At 67.1% G+C, this 15,291-nt stretch carries 18 protein-coding genes; 6 read left to right on the top strand and 12 right to left on the bottom strand.

What is annotated here, in order from left to right; all coding sequences use genetic code 11:
* Positions 1 to 65 precede the first annotated feature (65 nt).
* The 3 genes from K7711_RS43965 to K7711_RS43955 form a co-directional block, all read right to left on the bottom strand.
* Positions 66 to 521 (bottom strand): acyl-CoA synthetase family protein, encoded by a 456-nt coding sequence (locus tag K7711_RS43965; protein WP_222978560.1) that lies wholly within the window; start codon positions 519 to 521, stop codon positions 66 to 68.
* A 118-nt stretch (positions 522 to 639) separates the two neighbouring features.
* Positions 640 to 1,203, bottom strand: coding sequence for a TetR/AcrR family transcriptional regulator (locus K7711_RS43960; protein WP_222978559.1), 564 nt, complete (start codon positions 1,201 to 1,203; stop codon positions 640 to 642).
* A 16-nt stretch (positions 1,204 to 1,219) separates the two neighbouring features.
* Complete coding sequence (locus K7711_RS43955) at positions 1,220 to 2,287, bottom strand: magnesium and cobalt transport protein CorA (RefSeq protein WP_222978688.1); 1,068 nt, start codon at positions 2,285 to 2,287, stop codon at positions 1,220 to 1,222.
* Positions 2,288 to 2,428: 141 nt separating this feature from the next.
* On the opposite strand from K7711_RS43955, the gene K7711_RS43950 reads away from it, so the two are divergent.
* On the top strand, positions 2,429 to 3,058 hold the full coding sequence (locus K7711_RS43950) for a VOC family protein (protein ID WP_222978553.1): 630 nt from the start codon (positions 2,429 to 2,431) through the stop codon (positions 3,056 to 3,058).
* Positions 3,059 to 3,105: 47 nt separating this feature from the next.
* Here K7711_RS43950 and K7711_RS43945 read toward each other — a convergent pair whose 3' ends face one another.
* The gene (locus tag K7711_RS43945) at positions 3,106 to 4,416 is read right to left on the bottom strand and encodes a DUF3089 domain-containing protein (RefSeq protein ID WP_222978551.1); all 1,311 of its coding nucleotides are present in this window, start codon (positions 4,414 to 4,416) and stop codon (positions 3,106 to 3,108) included.
* Between the two features lie 320 nt (positions 4,417 to 4,736).
* Here K7711_RS43945 and K7711_RS43940 point away from each other — a divergent pair, with 320 nt between their 5' ends.
* Positions 4,737 to 5,228, top strand: a complete 492-nt coding sequence (locus tag K7711_RS43940; RefSeq protein ID WP_222978549.1) for a beta-class carbonic anhydrase — start codon at positions 4,737 to 4,739, stop codon at positions 5,226 to 5,228.
* A gap of 211 nt (positions 5,229 to 5,439) precedes the next feature.
* Here the strand turns inward: K7711_RS43940 and K7711_RS43935 are convergent, their stop codons facing one another.
* A complete protein-coding gene (locus tag K7711_RS43935) occupies positions 5,440 to 5,640 on the bottom strand; it encodes a DUF397 domain-containing protein (protein ID WP_040830786.1) in 201 nt (66 codons plus the stop codon).
* Positions 5,637 to 6,440 (bottom strand): helix-turn-helix domain-containing protein, encoded by an 804-nt coding sequence (locus K7711_RS43930; RefSeq protein ID WP_222978548.1) that lies wholly within the window; start codon positions 6,438 to 6,440, stop codon positions 5,637 to 5,639. Before K7711_RS43930 ends, K7711_RS43935 begins: the two co-directional genes overlap by 4 nt.
* Positions 6,441 to 6,746: 306 nt before the next feature.
* Here K7711_RS43930 and K7711_RS43925 point away from each other — a divergent pair, with 306 nt between their 5' ends.
* Entirely contained in the window at positions 6,747 to 7,064 is a 318-nt protein-coding gene (locus K7711_RS43925) for a hypothetical protein (RefSeq protein ID WP_222978546.1), read from the top strand.
* Between the two features lie 28 nt (positions 7,065 to 7,092).
* Here K7711_RS43925 and K7711_RS43920 read toward each other — a convergent pair whose 3' ends face one another.
* From K7711_RS43920 to K7711_RS43905, 4 genes are all read right to left on the bottom strand, one after another.
* Entirely contained in the window at positions 7,093 to 8,043 is a 951-nt protein-coding gene (locus K7711_RS43920) for an FAD-dependent oxidoreductase (RefSeq protein WP_222978544.1), read from the bottom strand.
* A gap of 182 nt (positions 8,044 to 8,225) precedes the next feature.
* A complete protein-coding gene (locus K7711_RS43915; RefSeq protein WP_235748744.1) occupies positions 8,226 to 8,591 on the bottom strand; it encodes a darcynin family protein in 366 nt (121 codons plus the stop codon).
* Positions 8,592 to 8,625: 34 nt separating this feature from the next.
* Complete coding sequence (locus K7711_RS43910) at positions 8,626 to 9,525, bottom strand: SDR family oxidoreductase (RefSeq protein WP_222978542.1); 900 nt, start codon at positions 9,523 to 9,525, stop codon at positions 8,626 to 8,628.
* Between the two features lie 61 nt (positions 9,526 to 9,586).
* Complete coding sequence (locus tag K7711_RS43905; RefSeq protein WP_235748743.1) at positions 9,587 to 11,119, bottom strand: MFS transporter; 1,533 nt, start codon at positions 11,117 to 11,119, stop codon at positions 9,587 to 9,589.
* A 75-nt stretch (positions 11,120 to 11,194) separates the two neighbouring features.
* On the opposite strand from K7711_RS43905, the gene K7711_RS43900 reads away from it, so the two are divergent.
* Entirely contained in the window at positions 11,195 to 12,112 is a 918-nt protein-coding gene (locus K7711_RS43900) for a LysR family transcriptional regulator (RefSeq protein ID WP_222978540.1), read from the top strand.
* A 107-nt stretch (positions 12,113 to 12,219) separates the two neighbouring features.
* On the opposite strand, the gene K7711_RS43895 is transcribed toward K7711_RS43900, so the two are convergent.
* A complete protein-coding gene (locus K7711_RS43895) occupies positions 12,220 to 12,765 on the bottom strand; it encodes a PadR family transcriptional regulator (RefSeq protein ID WP_222978538.1) in 546 nt (181 codons plus the stop codon).
* Positions 12,766 to 12,812: 47 nt separating this feature from the next.
* Between K7711_RS43895 and K7711_RS43890 the strand changes: the two genes are divergently transcribed.
* Positions 12,813 to 13,376: a peptide deformylase gene (locus K7711_RS43890; RefSeq protein WP_222978537.1), complete on the top strand. Its 564-nt coding sequence runs from the start codon at positions 12,813 to 12,815 to the stop codon at positions 13,374 to 13,376.
* A gap of 78 nt (positions 13,377 to 13,454) precedes the next feature.
* Positions 13,455 to 15,056 carry a dolichyl-phosphate-mannose--protein mannosyltransferase gene (locus K7711_RS43885; protein ID WP_222978532.1) on the top strand — a complete coding sequence of 534 codons (1,602 nt, stop codon included), beginning with the start codon at positions 13,455 to 13,457 and terminating at the stop codon, positions 15,054 to 15,056.
* A 33-nt stretch (positions 15,057 to 15,089) separates the two neighbouring features.
* Here the strand turns inward: K7711_RS43885 and K7711_RS43880 are convergent.
* A partial coding sequence (locus tag K7711_RS43880) for a hypothetical protein (RefSeq protein ID WP_222978527.1) occupies positions 15,090 to 15,291 on the bottom strand: 202 nt, incomplete at its 5' end.

The raw sequence follows: 15,291 nt of genomic DNA, 5'->3' as shown, positions 1-15,291 counted from the left end.
GATGTGTGGGTGATGCTGCTCGATCGCGCCCCGGTGTCCGGCCGGGGCGGTCGAGGGGAACCGGGTCAGGCGGTCCGGCTCAGCACCGGGTGATCGATCGGGGTGAGTGGGGCGTCCGATCCCGTCGGATAACGCCGCAACGTCGTGCGGTCGTCGAGAACCAGCCAGTCGATCGTGTCGTCCGGTTCGGGACGGGACTGCCGGGTGGTGATTCCCTGACGTGCCCCGCGGGCGGGCGGTTGACCGGCGAGCACCGCTACGCCGCCGACCTTGGCCACCGCGCGTTCGGCGACGAGTTCCTCGATCGGCGCGTCGATGGCGATCACGATGCGCGCACCGGGCCCCGCGCCATCCTGCAGCAGCAGTCGGGCCAGACGATTGGACCAGCTGTCCAGTTCATCGACGGTGAGATCGCCGTCGCGCCTGGACCGCAGAACCGCGTTCGGATCGACCTCGGGCACGGCCCGCGCCGCGGGGACGACGCGCAGGTGGTCGGCGAGCGGTGCGGTCTCGGTGTGCATGGGCGATTCCCCTCGGGTCCGGGTTGCATCGGAGTTCGTATCTCCAATCTCCCCGCCCGCACGCCCCCTCGACAGCACCCCTCGTGATGACTCCCGCGCTCCGAGGGGGGTCGGAACCTCACCCCAGGGTGCTCAGGCCGTCCAACACCACGCTCAGCATGCGCCGGGAGCGCTGCTCCCAGGCGGCGTCCTGCTCGCTCTGCCACAGGAAACCCACCAGAAGCAGCAGTTCCTCGGCCTCGATGTCCGGCCGCACCCGCCCGGCTGCCCGGCAGGCGCGCAGCAGCCGGTCGATCACGTCGACGACCGGCTGGTAGTGCTCGTCCGAGAGCGCGGAGCGGGTGGCGGTCTGCAGGACACCGGCCAGACCGTGCTTGACCCGGCCGAAGTCGGCGAGGCGATCGAGCCAGTGGCACAACGCATCCCACGGCTCGTACTCGCCGAGCAATGCGTCCGCGGCGTCGACCAGCTCACCCACGTCCTGCCGGTAGACCGCGAGCACCAGCGCCTCCCGAGTCGGGAAATGCCGGTACAGCGTGCCCTGTCCGACCCCCGCCCGCTTGGCGATGGCGTGCAGGCTGACATCACCGGAGGTGGACAGCGCGTCGCGGGCGACGGCCAGGATGCGTGCGCGATTGCGTTCGGCGTCCGAGCGCCGCGCGGCCGGGCGGGGTTCGGTCATCGAAATCTCCCGGTGCTCACAGCCAGTTGTTGCGCCGGAAGGTGACGAACAATCCGGTGCAGATGATCAGGATGATCCCGACCACCGCCGGATAGCCCCAGACCCAATGCAATTCGGGCATGTGCTCGAAGTTCATGCCGTAGATTCCGGCGATCATGGTCGGTACGGCCGCGATCGCCGCCCAGGCCGAGATCTTGCGCATATCGGTGTTCTGCTGCACGCTCACCTTCGCCAGCGCGGCGTTGATCAACGCGCTGAGCGATTCGTCGAAGTCGCGGATGCGGTCCACCGCGGCGGTGTGGTGATCGGCCACGTCCCGGAAATAGCGCCGAATCTCCTTGGGCAGCGGCAGATTCGTCTCGTGGCTGAGCAGTTGCAGCGGCAGCGCCAGCGGGGCGACCGCGCGACGCAACTCCACCACCTCGCGTTTGAGCTGATAGCTGGCCTCGATGGTGAGGCGGCTGCGCGGGCTGAAGACCTCCTCCTCCATCTCCTCCACGTCGTCCTCGATCTCCCCGGTCACCAGCACGTAGGAGTCCACGACGTGATCGGCGACCGCGTGCAGCACGGTGCTCGGCCCCAGCGCCAGCCGCTCGGGCATCGCCTCGAGATCGTGCCGCACCCCGGCCAGTCCGGTGTGCTCGCCGTGCCGGACCGTGATCACGAAATCGGGCCCGAGGAAGACCATGATCTCGCCGGTCTCCACGATCTCGCTGACCGCGTTGCGTTCGTGTTCGACGTACTTGACCGTGCGCAGGATCAGGATCAGCACGTCGTCGTAGCGTTCGAGTTTGGGCCGGTTGCGCGCCTGCACCGCGTCCTCGGCGGCCAGTTCGTGCAGTCCGAAGATCCGCGCCACATCGCCCATCTGCTCGGCGTCGGGTTCGTGCAGGCCGACCCACACGAATCCGGTCCCCTTCTCCCGCACGTTCTCCAGGGCCGCGGCATGGGTGAACCGGCCCGGCAGCCGATGTCCGTCCCGGTAGACCGCGCAGTCGACGATGGCCCGCGCGGTCGGCACCGGAATCCGCGGACGGGTGGCGTGGGCGGTCCGTCGGAGACCTCGGAACGGGAATTGCGGCATGGTCGGCACAGGCTGGATGCTAACCCGTGGTCGCCGCCACCTGTCCCGGGTCAGCGCGTCACGCGGCGCCGCCACCGCTTCCCGCGGACCGGTCAGGAATCGAGAAGCACTGGTCACCGGCCCGCGAATAACGTCATGGACATGAACATCACCAAGAACACGACCGGTATCGAATCCGTCATTCTCACCTCGCCCGATCCGCAGGCCGCCGCCGCGTTCAACGAGGCCGCCTTCGGTCTCGGCGCCCGGCTTCAGGTGCGCGCAGGCGACGCGCCGACCAGCGGTTTCCGTGGTTTCACCCTCTCGCTGGTGGTCCCCGGGCCGAGCACCGTGGACAGTTTCTTCGAGTCCGCGCTCGCGGCCGGAGCGACGACGGTGAAACCGGCCAAGAAGAGTTTCTGGGGTTACGGCGGGGTCCTGCAGGCTCCGGACGGGACGCTCTGGAAGATCGCCACCTCCTCGAAGAAGGATTCCGGCGCCGCCACCCGCACGGTGGACGATTTCGTCGTCCTGCTCGGCGTCGAGGACGTGAAGGCGACCAAGCAGTTCTATATCGAGCGCGGCCTGACGGTGGCCAAGAGTTTCGGCAGCAAGTACGTCGAGTTCGCCGCCCCGGCGGAATCGGTCAAGCTGGCCCTCTACGGGCGGCGTGCGGCCGCCAAGGATGCGGGGGTGGCCCCGGAAGGCACCGGATCGCATCGGGTGGTCTTCGGCGGCGGGCTCGGGACGTTCACCGATCCGGACGGATTCGAGTGGGAGACGCTCGCCTGATGAGTTCGATAGCGGTACGGAATCGCCTGTGCCGCAGCCGGATCGAACTACACGTGCGGGCCGGTGTGGGTCGCCAGCCACGCCTTGCTCTGGGCCACGGCCAGCGCGTCCAGCTCGTCTTGTGCGAACTGCCAGTCGTCCATGTGCAGGCCCAGGCCGGATCCGGTGGTCGGGCGGGCGAGTTGGACCTCGCCGCCGATCTGCAGCCAGTGCGCGGTGCCCTCGGCGTCCATGCCGCCGGTGCACTCCGCGGTCAGCGCCCCGGGATAACGAACGAATCCGGTGCCGAAGGGGCGTCCGGTGCGGTGCTGGGTCACCGACATGGTGGGCATCTCGGCGGTCACCGGGGTCGTCGAGCCCGACGGCGAGCCCACGAGCAGCGCCGCGGGGTTCACGCAGGCGACCTCGTGGGTGCGGTCGGTCCGGCCGAATCGGGCGCTGGTGGGCAGCAGCTTCCCGGGAGACTGACGGTAGGTCGAGAACGCCACCACACAACCGGTCGGCAGCGGTGCGCTCGCTCCGCTGCGGGTGCAGACCGGCAGGTTCCGGAAGGTGGCCTCGGTATCGTTCCCGCCGCGGTCCTGGCCGATCGGCAGGATCACATTCGCGCCGAGCAGCATCGCGCTGATCAGATGCGAACGCATCTGCTGATTCCCCTCGATGCGCTGCTGAATCAGGGTTTGCAGGTCGTAGCTACCTTGCGAGTGGCCCAGTAGCAGCACCCCGCGATGACGACCGGTGATCGGATCGATGTTGTCGTGCGCCCAGTACTGATCCCACGCCTGTTCGACGTCCCGGGCCCCGCGGGAGAAGTCGAGGGTGCCGCGGTTCCCGCCGAATACCTGGCGCATCGGCAGCTGCCGGTAGTTCGGCACGAACATGCGGCAGTCGCTGATCAGGCGACCCACCTGCGCCACGGTCGTATTGATCTCGATATCGGTCGGTTTCGGCGGCTGATGCCCGTGCTGATTCAGCGGATTCGCCACCGGATCGACGGTCGGGTACACGTAGAAGCAGTCCACCGGCGGGTGGTCCGGGGCGGTGAGCTGCTCGACCGTGGTGCTGCCGTCCCGCGCGAGGACCGTACTGTCCAGATCGGTGCGGGTACGTGATTGCGGACGTCCGACCGTGAACGTCCGGCCCGTTGTCTGCGGCGATCCGAGCCGGTCCTGATTGCAGGGATTGTTCGCCATCCCCGGCCGGCACAGCCAGACCGGCTGCGCGAGCGGTTCCGCGGTGCTCGTCGCGTCGCAGGCGGCGGTGAGCGCGGTCCCGGCCAGCATCGCGATTCCGGCGGCCAGTCCGGCCAGCCGTCGCCACCGCGGGGCCCGTGCGGTGCGTTCGGAATTCGGCGTCATCGGTTCCCCCCGGGGGCCGCGAGCGCGCGCGGTCGCGCGACCACGCTGCTGCGAATCATTCCCGTCCAGCTCCACACGGACAAGTATGTTTTCTGGAGCCCGCCCCGTTACGAGCATGCAATGCGTGTCACACTCCGGGCCGTCCACGTGCGCGATCACACTTCGTCGCGGTGTCGCCGGTGCGCGGGCGAAAGCGGTGCGGGCGACGCGCCAGAGTTCGATTCGGGGTGTTTCTATCCATCGTGATTCCGGGGGTGACCCGAGAGAATGGATGCGAACATTCGCATATCGAGACGTCTTCCGATCGGAGGTCTTTCCGCATGACAGTGACCGATGAGCTTCTGGACAACAACACGCGTTACGCGGCGCAATTCAGCGGGCCGCTGCCGTTGCCGCCGAGCAAGCATGTGGCGGTGGTCGCGTGTATGGATGCCCGCCTGGACGTGTACCGGATTCTGGGCCTGGGTGAGGGGGAGGCGCATGTGATCCGAAATGCGGGCGGGGTGGTCACCGACGACGAAATTCGTTCCCTGGCAATCAGTCAGCGGCTGCTGGGCACCACCGAGATCATCCTCATCCACCACACCGACTGCGGCATGCTGACTTTCACCGACGATGAATTCAAGCGCGGCATCCAGGAGGAGACCGGCATCAAACCGGGCTGGGCCGCCGAAGCCTTCGGTGATCTGAACGAGGATGTGCGGCAATCGCTTCGGCGAATTCAGACCAGTCCGTTCATTACCAAGACCTCGTCGCTGCGTGGATTCGTCTTCGACGTCGGCACCGGCAAACTCGAAGAAGTCACCGCCTGAGCGCAATTCGCGTTCGGGAAAGGTTCGCCGGCGGCCCGGCGGAACGAGCGCCATTCGGCGGGCCGTCGTACTCTGCTTGCTGTGTGGTCGCCATCGGGCGAATCAGCCTCCTGCACACCGGGGTTGATGTGAGGTGGGCCACGGTGGCGCGCCGGATTCCGGTGCCCGGTTGTGCCCCGGCGAGCCGGGGCGCACCCACTCGCGGGGGAGGCTATGTCCAGTCGTCGAATTCGCCCGCTTTGATTCCTTTGATCCATGCGGCCATCTCTGCCTGGGTGAACGCGAGTGTCCCGGCCTCACGCGCGTTCGAATTGCGTACCAGGGCACCGCCGTCGGGGGCCACGGCCACCTCGACGCAGGTGCCGTTGTCCGAGAAGGTCGATACGCGCCAGGTCGGATCGGTGTTGTTCATCGTCTATTGCTCCATTCCTTTGCCAGGCCAGTGATGAACTTCCGGGATTCACTGGGGGACAGGGCGATTCGATTCGCGGCATGCTCGTACACACCTTGAAAGTACTGAACCTCCTCGGCGTCGGTGATGAAGCGTCCTCCTCCGTAACCTTCGATGTGAACCTGCGGCGTGCCCCAGGGGTGGGACATGATGCAGAACGCGCCCAACCGGCGCGCCTCGTACTGTCCGGCCTCGTACCGGGTGATCCGCAGCGTGACATTGGGCAGCCGGGACAGTTCCACCATGGTCGAAAGTTGTTCCGCCATGACCTCGGGCGTGCCGATTCGCAAGCGCAGTGCCGACTCGGGCTGGACGAGACTCAGCTCCACCTCGCCGGAGCGCACCCGCTTCTGCCGGATCAGCCGGGTCTCGACGGTGCGGGCGATGTACGCCTCGGACACGCCGTCGTAGCTGACGTGGCTGACGATGTCCTCGACATAGGCCGGCGTCTGCAGCAGCCCGTAAACGCATCGCGGTTCGTAGGAGGCGATCCTGGTCGCGGACTGCTCCATCCCGAGATAGGTGCTCAACCAGGCGGGCATCTCGCCGTCGCCCTGCGGCATACTGGTCAGCATCGCGTTGAGCTCTTGCAGTTCCACACCCAGGGCCTCGGCGTATGTGCCACGCTGGTTGGGTTGCGGGGTGGAGTCGCCGCGCTCCCATTTCCCGATGGTGGTCCGGTCCACACCGACCATCTCGGCAATCTGTTCTTGGTTGAGCCCGACGGCTTTTCGGGCGTCGATGAGTCGTTCGCGTCGCATGAACGCATCATAGAAACGCCTTGAATACATCATCGGAGATCGGCAACATGGAACAGGCTCCCCGGCCTTTCGAGGCCTGTCTCGTCATGCGTGGTCGGGGTGCCTTCAACCCAGGCCCTGCACGAGAGCGAAGGTTGTGATGTACGAATTGCCACAACGGTTTTCAGGTCAGCACATGTGTCCGCACCTCGCATCCGGCGTGACGGCGGATCTGCTACCGGCGGAGGTCGTACAACTGTTCGTCGCCGCGGGGAGAGAGTGGCTGTCCAGACCGTCGGGTGACGACGTCGAGGGGCGGGCGGGCCGATGAGCCGACCGGTAGCGATCGGGTACCTACGCCGGGACGTGTCCGGCACTCGGCAGCCGTGGGACGAGGAACAGATCCGGTCTCTCGCAAGACGATTCGGCTATGACCTGTCACGTATCGTCGCCTTCTCGAACCACACCGACGAACCGCACCAGCGCCTGTGCAACGTCGTGGGCCGAATCGGCGCCACCGCGGTCTTCGTCCCGAGCCTGGACCACTTCCTCACCTCCGAGGAGGTCCCGGCGGCACTGCTGACCCTCGCCGACATCGTCACGGTGGACACCCGCTTCACCTACTCCCGCTCCCAGGTCTCCTGACCGCACCCCGGTCGTGGCCGCCCGACATTCAGAGGGCGGCAACGAGTTCGGCCACCTCGCGGGCACAGCCATAGCCGATGGTGATACCTGCGCCGCCGTGGCCGTAGTTGTGGACGACGGGGGTGTCGGGGAGGGTGGTGTGGTCGAGTTCGAGGCGGACGTTCGGGCGGCCGGGGCGGAGGCCGACCAGGGTCTCGATGATCTCGCAGCCGTCGAGTCGCGGTGCGATGTCGCGGCATCGGCGCAGGATCGACTGTGTCAGTTCGGGGTTCGGGGTGGTGTCCCATTGGTGGGGTTCCAGGGTGCCGCCGAGGATGCAGTCGGTGGCGCGGGGGTGGGCGTAGGCGCGGCCGAGGGGATGGGCTTCGTCGCGCACCGACATCGATAGACCTGGATTGGTGACTCGGACGATCTGTCCGCGGATGGGGTGGACAGTGGGGTCGCCGACGAGCTCACCGGCGCGCAGGCCGGCGCAATTGATCACCACATCCGGTGTCAGGTCGGTGATTTCGGCGAGCTCGCCGATCGTTCGGCTCACCCAGTGCGCTCCCGCCGCGATGACCTGGTTGCGGAGCCAGGGGAGGAAGATCGGCATTTCCACCAGCGGTACGGCGAAGCGCAATCCGGCGGCGTAACCGGGTGGCAGCTCCGATTTCCGCGCCGGGCGGAATTCTCGGACCGAATGCGCCCAATCGACGGGGCCGGGTTGTGTTCGGTACAGCGCCAACGATTCGCACATGCGCACGCCCGGAGTGCTGTTCTGGGCGAGTTCTTCCAGATGGGTGAATGTTTCTGTACCCCAGCTATTCACCCGGTCCGGCGGGCCCGCGGCCGTCGGAAACCACACCGCTGCAGCCAGATACGACGTGGTTGCCGCGACCGGATCGGCGCTGACCAGCGTGACCTCGTGCCCGGCGCGCAACAACTCCGCCGCCGTGGAAAGGCCCGATACCCCCGCTCCGACAACCACCGTTCGCATGCGGACGAGACTATGCGGTCTGCTGGGGAAGAACCAGCATTCGGATATCCCCCGCACCGGTGGGCGGATTTCACTCCAACTGCCTGCCGGAAATAATCTCTGCGGAAACAGCTTTCGTACAGATGAGCGTGCGGACCGGTGCCCCTGGCTCGAATGGGGCACCGGTCCGCGGGGTTCGGTAACTATGTGCTGATGGTTGCGACCGGGGGCATGTCGTAGTTGTGTGCGTAGCCGTTCTCCACGCCGACCAGGATGTCGACGACCTCGAAATAGCGGTCCCAGAAAGAGGTTTCGCGGAGAGCGTCGATCAGGAGTTGGTAGGTGTGGTGGTCGGGGGCTTCCCAGATCCAGACGTCGGTGACGCGTGCGGAGTAGAACTCCGTGTCGTAGAAGCGGGAATGGACGCCGCTCACCCGCTTCCGGATGGTCGGGACGATGTCGGTTTCGAAGGCGTGCACCCGCTGTTCGACCGTCAGGGCGAGCCATTCGGGAGTGGTTTTGACCAACATGAAAGCGGTAATTGCCGTTTCGGAGTTGTTGTCGGACAAGGTGATTCCCTTCTGGTGAAATCAGGAGTATCGATCAGTGGAAGTAGCGACCGCTGTCCAGGTCCTCGAGCAGACTCGGATATTCGGGATTCCAGCCCAGCAGCGCACGGGTGGCCGTACTGGACGCGGCCATATCGGTGCCGATGAATTTACTGAGCCAGCCGAAGTGATCACCGGCGCGCACGGCCGGAATCGAGACGACGGGCAGGTCGAGTCCGCGTCCGATGGCCTCGGCGATATCCCGGGTCGCGATACCGGTCTCGGCGGTGGCGTGCAGCACGGTTCCTGCGGGAGCGGACTTTTCGAGTGCCGCGGCCACGATTCGCGCGGCGTCGCGGCGGTGGATCGCCGCCCAGCGGAACGCGCCATCGTCGACGTAGGCCGACACACCCTTCGATCGAGCCGTGGCGACCAATCCGGCCAGGAAACCCGGGTCGCCCTGGGCGTGTACGGTCGGCGCGAAGCGGGTGATGATCGTCCCGACCCCGCGATCGGCGAATTCGAGCGCGAGGTTCTCACTGCCGCCGCGCATGGTATCGACGCCGTGGAACGGGGAAGGGTCCTTTTCGGTGGTGACGACCTGGTCGGGGGTGAGCAAGGCCAGCCCCGACGCGACCACGAACGGCCGGTGCGAGTCGATCAGCTCCGTGCCGAGGGTCTCCACGGCGTCGCGCTCGGCCTTGTTGGTCCCGGCCGGATTCGCGAAATCGTGCTTGTTGGCAAGGTGGACAACAGCTTCGGCCGCGGCGGCGCCGGCGCGAAGGCTCCCGAGGTCGTCCAGATCGCCGCGGCGCACCAGCGCGCCCGTGCGCTCGAGCGCGGTGGCCGAGGCGTCGGAGCGGGCGAGTCCGGTGACGATGTGTCCGGCGTCGAGCAGCCGGTCGACCACGGCCGAGCCGATCCATCCGGTCGCTCCGGTGACGAAAATCTGCATGTCGATCCTTCTTGTCGGTCCGCGAGACATCTCGCGGACGGTTGTTCGATGACCCGGTCGGTCACCGATTCGGGTTGCGTCCAGTGGTGTGACGTCGGGACAGCAGCCCTTGCAGGAGCACCAGCGCACCGAGGATCAGCACGCTCACGCCGATCACTCGCAATCCCAGATCAGCACCCGAAACGAATGCCGCGACAACCTCATCGGCGCGTCCGGGACCGGCCACCGCCAGGGCCTGAGCGACGGTGTGCGGATCGTGCCGGGTACGGATGTCCGCGGGAAGTGCGGCGGCGAATCGTGCGGTGAGTACCGTCCCGATCACGGCGACACCCAGTGAGCTTCCGAATTCCCTTGTAGTGGACTGCAATCCGGCCCCCACTCCGGCCTGTGCCTTCGGCAGTGACCCGGCGATGGCTCCCGAGAGCACCGGAACGGCCAGCGCCACACCGATTCCGCACACGACCAGCCATCCGGCATAGACCGGATAGGGAGTATCCGCATCGCTCGTGGACAGGCCCAGCAACCCGCCGCCGACGAAGACGAAGGCCAGGGCGATGGTGGCCTCGAGGCCGATGCGCTGGGCGAATCGCCCGACGTACCGGGCCAACAGGATCAGCGGCACGGTCACCGGCAGAATACCCAGCCCGGTCCGAAGTACCCCGAACCCTTTGCCGTACTGCAGGAACGAGGCATTGATGTAGAACAGCGCGAACAGGCCGAAGAACACGGCCGTCATGCCCAGGCAGGCGCTGCGCAGGGCGGGCAGACGGAGTAACCGGGGATCCAGCAGCGGCTGCTCGGCCCGCAGTTCGACGAGGGTCCACGCGGTGAACAGCACTGCGGCGCAGACGAATCCGGCGATCACGACCGGACTGGTCCAACCGGCGTCCGGTCCCTGGACGATGCCGAGCAGGAGTGCGACCGACGCGCCGACGAGCAGTACGGTGCCGAGGGGATCGAGGCGGCGATCGTTGCGCGGCGAGACCGGCGTGATCCACCCCACGAGCGCGGCCAGGAGCAGAGCGATCAGCACGGCCGCACCGAACAGCCAGCGCCACGATCCGCCGCTCAGCACCGCGCCGCCGCCGACATTGCCCACGACTCCGCCGATTCCGGTCATCGCGGCCCACGTTGCGATCGCCGCGCCCCTATTCTCGGCGGGGACCGCATGCAGCAGAACGGCCAGCGTATTGGGCAGTACGGCGGCCGCACCGATTCCGGTGATCGCGCGCCCGGCCAGGAGCAGCGACACGCTCGGTGCGAGCGCCGAGAGCAGCGCACCGGCAGCGAACAGTATCAGCCCGGTGAGCAGAACTCCCTTGCGCCCGAAGCGATCCGCGGCGGCCCCGCCCGGGATCACCAGGCAGGCGAAGCAGATGACATAGGTGTCGACGATCCACACCAATGCCGACGCCGAGGGATGCAGTGCGCTCGCGGCGAGCATCGGAACGGCGAGGTTGATCGCCGCGACCATCCCGACGACCAGGACGACGCAGGCACACATGACGGCGAGCAGACCGCGCTGTGCGGCCGGACGCGACGCGCGGTCCCGCAGGATCGCTCCACGGTCGCGAAGTGGAACGGTGAATTGCATGTCTTCGACGGTAGGGAAGTGGTGATATTCCGTGCCACGCAACATTGACAACAGATATTTGCGTATGGTGCAAGTGTGAACGAGCAGCTGGATCTGAACCTTCTGCGGGTCTTCGACGCACTACTGCAGGACGGCAGCGTCACCGCGGCGTCCGAGCGCCTGCACCTGTCCATCCCGGCCACCAGCCGGGCATTGGCGCGGCTGCGGCGGGCCATGAACGATCCGATTCTGGTGCGCGCCGGTCGCGGTATGGCTCCCACGCCGTTCGCGTTGCGCACCGCACCGCGAGTGCGCTCACTGCTGGACGAAGCCGCCGCGCTGATCAGCGCCGAGGGCGCGGACAACATCGCGGAGCTGAAGCGCACCTTCACGATTCGGATCAACGACGGTGTCGCAGCGACGCTCGCCGCGACTGCGGTGGAGGCCACGTCCGCAGCCGCGCCCGGGGTGATCCTGCGTTTCGTGGCCGAGGGCAACGAGAGCGCCGAGGCCCTGCGCGACGGCTCGATCGACCTGGACATCGGTGCGGGGGAGGACACCGCCCCGGATATCCACAGCACCTCGCTGTATCGCGAACGCGTCGTCGGCATCGTTCGCGCCGACAGTCCGCTGGGCCGCCATCGCCGTCCGACTCCCGCGCAACTGTGCCGTCACCCGCACGTCTCGGTGTCGCGTCGCGGTCGCGTGCGCGGCCCTCTCGACGAGGCGCTCGAATCCCAGGGGCTGCAACGTCATGTGGCCGCGGTCGTCCCCACCTACCCCGTGGCCGCCCTCCTGGTCGGCTCGACCCACTACCTCGGCCTGGTCCCGCAACGCCTGGCCGAGCAGTACGGCGCCAACCTGGCCATCCGCTGGTTCCCCATCGCCCTGCCGCTCCCCGAGATCGACGTTCGCCTGTCCTGGCACGCCCGCCTCGACGCCGACCCCGCCCAGCGCTGGCTCCGCGACACCATTCGCTCCGCATTCGACGATTCGGCCCCTGCGGTGTCCTGACCATATTGTGTGGGAGCGCTTTTCGCTTCAGGCCAGCCGGATCGGCGACCCGTGCTGCGAGATCATTCGGGACCCTTGCGATTCCGCTGTGTCAGTACGCCCCGGCCTCAGCGCGGCGGAGTGAGTTTATCGATATTGGCGAGAACCTTTTCGTGCCAATCTATTTCGGCTTGAATTCGGATGCGGGCATGGTCGGCGATGAGGTCGTCGGCCGGGCTCTGGTCGGGCCACTGACGGTCGAGTTGGTGGCCGATCCGAGCGGTGCGGGCGCGCAGGGTGGTAATCCGGTCTTCCAGGTAGCCGCGCAGCAGGTCGCGGTCCAGGTCGGCGGCCGCGGCCAGGGCCAGGTCGACCGGGTCGGGGCGGATGTCGACCTCGGTGAGCGCCTCGTCGCGCAGGGCGCGCAGTTCGCGCAGGCCCTCGGTGGTGATCTCGTAGACGGTCCGCGCGGGCAGGGCGCCCTCCTGTTCGGTGCGGATCGGCCGGATCAGACCCTCGTCCGCCATCCGGTGCAGGGCGCTGTAGAGCGAACCGGGTTTCACCCTGGACCACAGATCGGCCCGATCCACCCGCGCGTCGCGCCGAATCTGATGGCCGTGCATCGGGCCCCGTCTGGCCAGAGCCGCCAGGACGAACAGCCGGGTCTCGTTCATCCCTGCGAGTCTGGCACAACTACTCGGATTTGAGTACTCTCTGCCGAGTGGCGATACGACCGATTCTCATCGCGGGTGATCCCCGATTGGCAACCCCGGCGCTTCCGGTGACCGAGTTCGACGACGACCTCGCCGCGTTCGTCGAGGATCTGTTCGAGACCAATACCGCTGCCAACGGCGCGGGTCTGGCCGCGAATCAGGTCGGTGATCCGCGGTCGGTCTTCGTCTACGACCTGGTCGATACCGGGGTGCGTCATCGCGGTCACGTGGTGAACCCGGTGCTGGAGACCTCCGAGCTGCCCGAGACCATGCCGGATCCGGACGATGATCTGGAGGGTTGCCTGTCGGTGCCGGGCGAGTGGTTCCCGACCGGCCGGGCGAGTTGGGCGAAGGTCACCGGCGTGGACACCTCCGGCGCGCCGGTCGATGTGGAGGCGACCACCGGCTTCCTCGCCCGCTGCCTGCAACATGAGACCGACCATCTCGCCGGCCGGCTGTATCTGTCCCGGCTGATCGGGCGCAATCAGCGTGCGGCGCGCAAGATGATCAAGCAGCGGGGCTGGACCGAGCCCGGCGGCAGCTGGCTGCCGGGCACCGAGGATCCGCGATAGTCGTTGCCGCAGTGGGAGATCGGGCGTGACCCACGGCCGCCCGAACGGCCGCCGCCACGACCGCATACGATCGGCGCGGTGAACCAGTTGACCGAGCGCCCGGTGGGTGGCGCGCGCCCGGCCCTGTCCACCCCGGCTCCGCTGCGTCCCTCGCCCGATCCCGGCCCGGCCGATCGGCTGCGCGGATGGGTGGTCACCCTGGTCCTGACGGCGATCGCCGCGATCACCCGGTTCCGGAATCTGGGCTATCCGACCGACGGCGGCACACCGACTTTCGACGAGAAGTACTACGCCCATCAGGGCTGGGAGATGCTCACCGGCGGCGGGATCGAGGACAATCCGGCCTACGGGTACATCGTGCATCCGCCGGTCGGCAAACAGATGATCGCGCTGGGGGAGATGCTGTTCGGGTACACCCCGCTGGGGTGGCGGTTCAGTGCGGCGGTGGTCGGAACGCTGTTGGTGCTGTTGGTCGTTCGCATCACCCGGCGCATGACGCGCTCGACCATGATCGGGGGTATCGCGGGTCTGCTGGTGATCTGCGACGGCACGAGCATGGTGCAGTCGCGCATCGGCATGCTGGACATCTTCCAGGCGCTGTTCGTGGTGGCGGCCTTCGGCTGTCTGGTGGTCGATCGGGATCAGGTACGTGCCCGGCTGGCGCGAGCGGACGCCGAGGGACGGATCGCGACGAGTCGTTACGGGCCCCGGCTGGGGGTGCGCTGGTGGCGGTTCGCGGGGGGCGTGCTGCTCGGATTGGCTTGTGGGACCAAGTGGTCGGGTCTGTATTTCATCGCGGCGTTCGGGGTGCTGTCCGTCTGTTTCGATCTGGCTGCCAGGCGCGCGTACCGGGTGCCGCGGCCGTGGTGGGGTACCGCACTGCGCGATATCGGACCGGCGCTGTACGCGCTGTTGATCATCCCGTTGCTGGTCTACCTGGGCAGCTACGGAGCCTGGATCGCCAGTGAGGACGGCTACGACCGGTATTCGGTCGGCAACCCGTATGCCGGAAAGCATCCGGTGGGCTCGGGCGGCCCGTGGTCCTGGGTGCCCGACGCGTTGCGGTCGCTCTGGCACAACCAGGCCGAATCACTGAATTTCCATACGGCACTGACGAATTCGGCCGGATACCATCACCCCTGGGAGTCCAAGCCCTGGACGTGGCCGATGGGCCTGCGGCCGATGCTCTACCACTACGAGGACGGCGGGGTCACCGGCTGCGGTAAGTCGTACTGTGTCGATGCGGTGATGCTGGTGGGCACTCCCGTGCTGTGGTGGGTGTCGCTGCCGATGCTGGCCTGGGCGCTCTGGCGCAGCGTGACACGTCGCGATTGGCGTTATGCCGCAGTGCTCGTCGGCTACTGCGCCGGATTCCTGCCGTGGTTCCTGGATCTGGATCGCGAGATGTACTTCTTCTACGCGGTTCCGATGGCGCCGTTCCTCGCGATGGGTGTCGCTCTGGTGCTCGGTGACATTCTCGGACCCGCGCCGATCGTGCGCGAGGCCGGTGGGGATCGGTTCCTGGCGCACAGTGAGCGGCGAACGTTGAGCCTGACGGTCGTATGTCTGTATCTCGCGGCGGTGGTGGCGAATTTCGTGTGGTTGTGGCCGATTCTGACCGGGATGCCGATCAGCGTGGACGACTGGCATGCGCGTCTGATGCTGCCGAGTTGGCGCTGATCGCGGGCGGAAAGCGTTGCCTTGCAAGGCTTTTCAGTGTGCCGGTACGCCGGGCACGCCGAGCAGGACCGGTACTTTGCGTTCCCCGGTGTCGTCGAACGAGATGGTCGCGTCCGTTTCCTGCGGCGCGTTGACGAAAGAGACGAACCGGGAAAGGATTTGCTCGTCCGCGAGGACCGCGGCCCATTCGTCGCGGTAGCCGTCGATGTGGCGGGCCATGGCGGTTTCGAGTTCT

This window comes from Nocardia coffeae, assembly GCF_019890715.1.
In the GTDB taxonomy this organism is placed as follows: Bacteria; Actinomycetota; Actinomycetes; order Mycobacteriales; family Mycobacteriaceae; genus Nocardia; species Nocardia jiangxiensis.
Note: the sequence above shows the minus strand (reverse complement) of the source record. Positions and strands in the feature narration are given on the sequence as shown.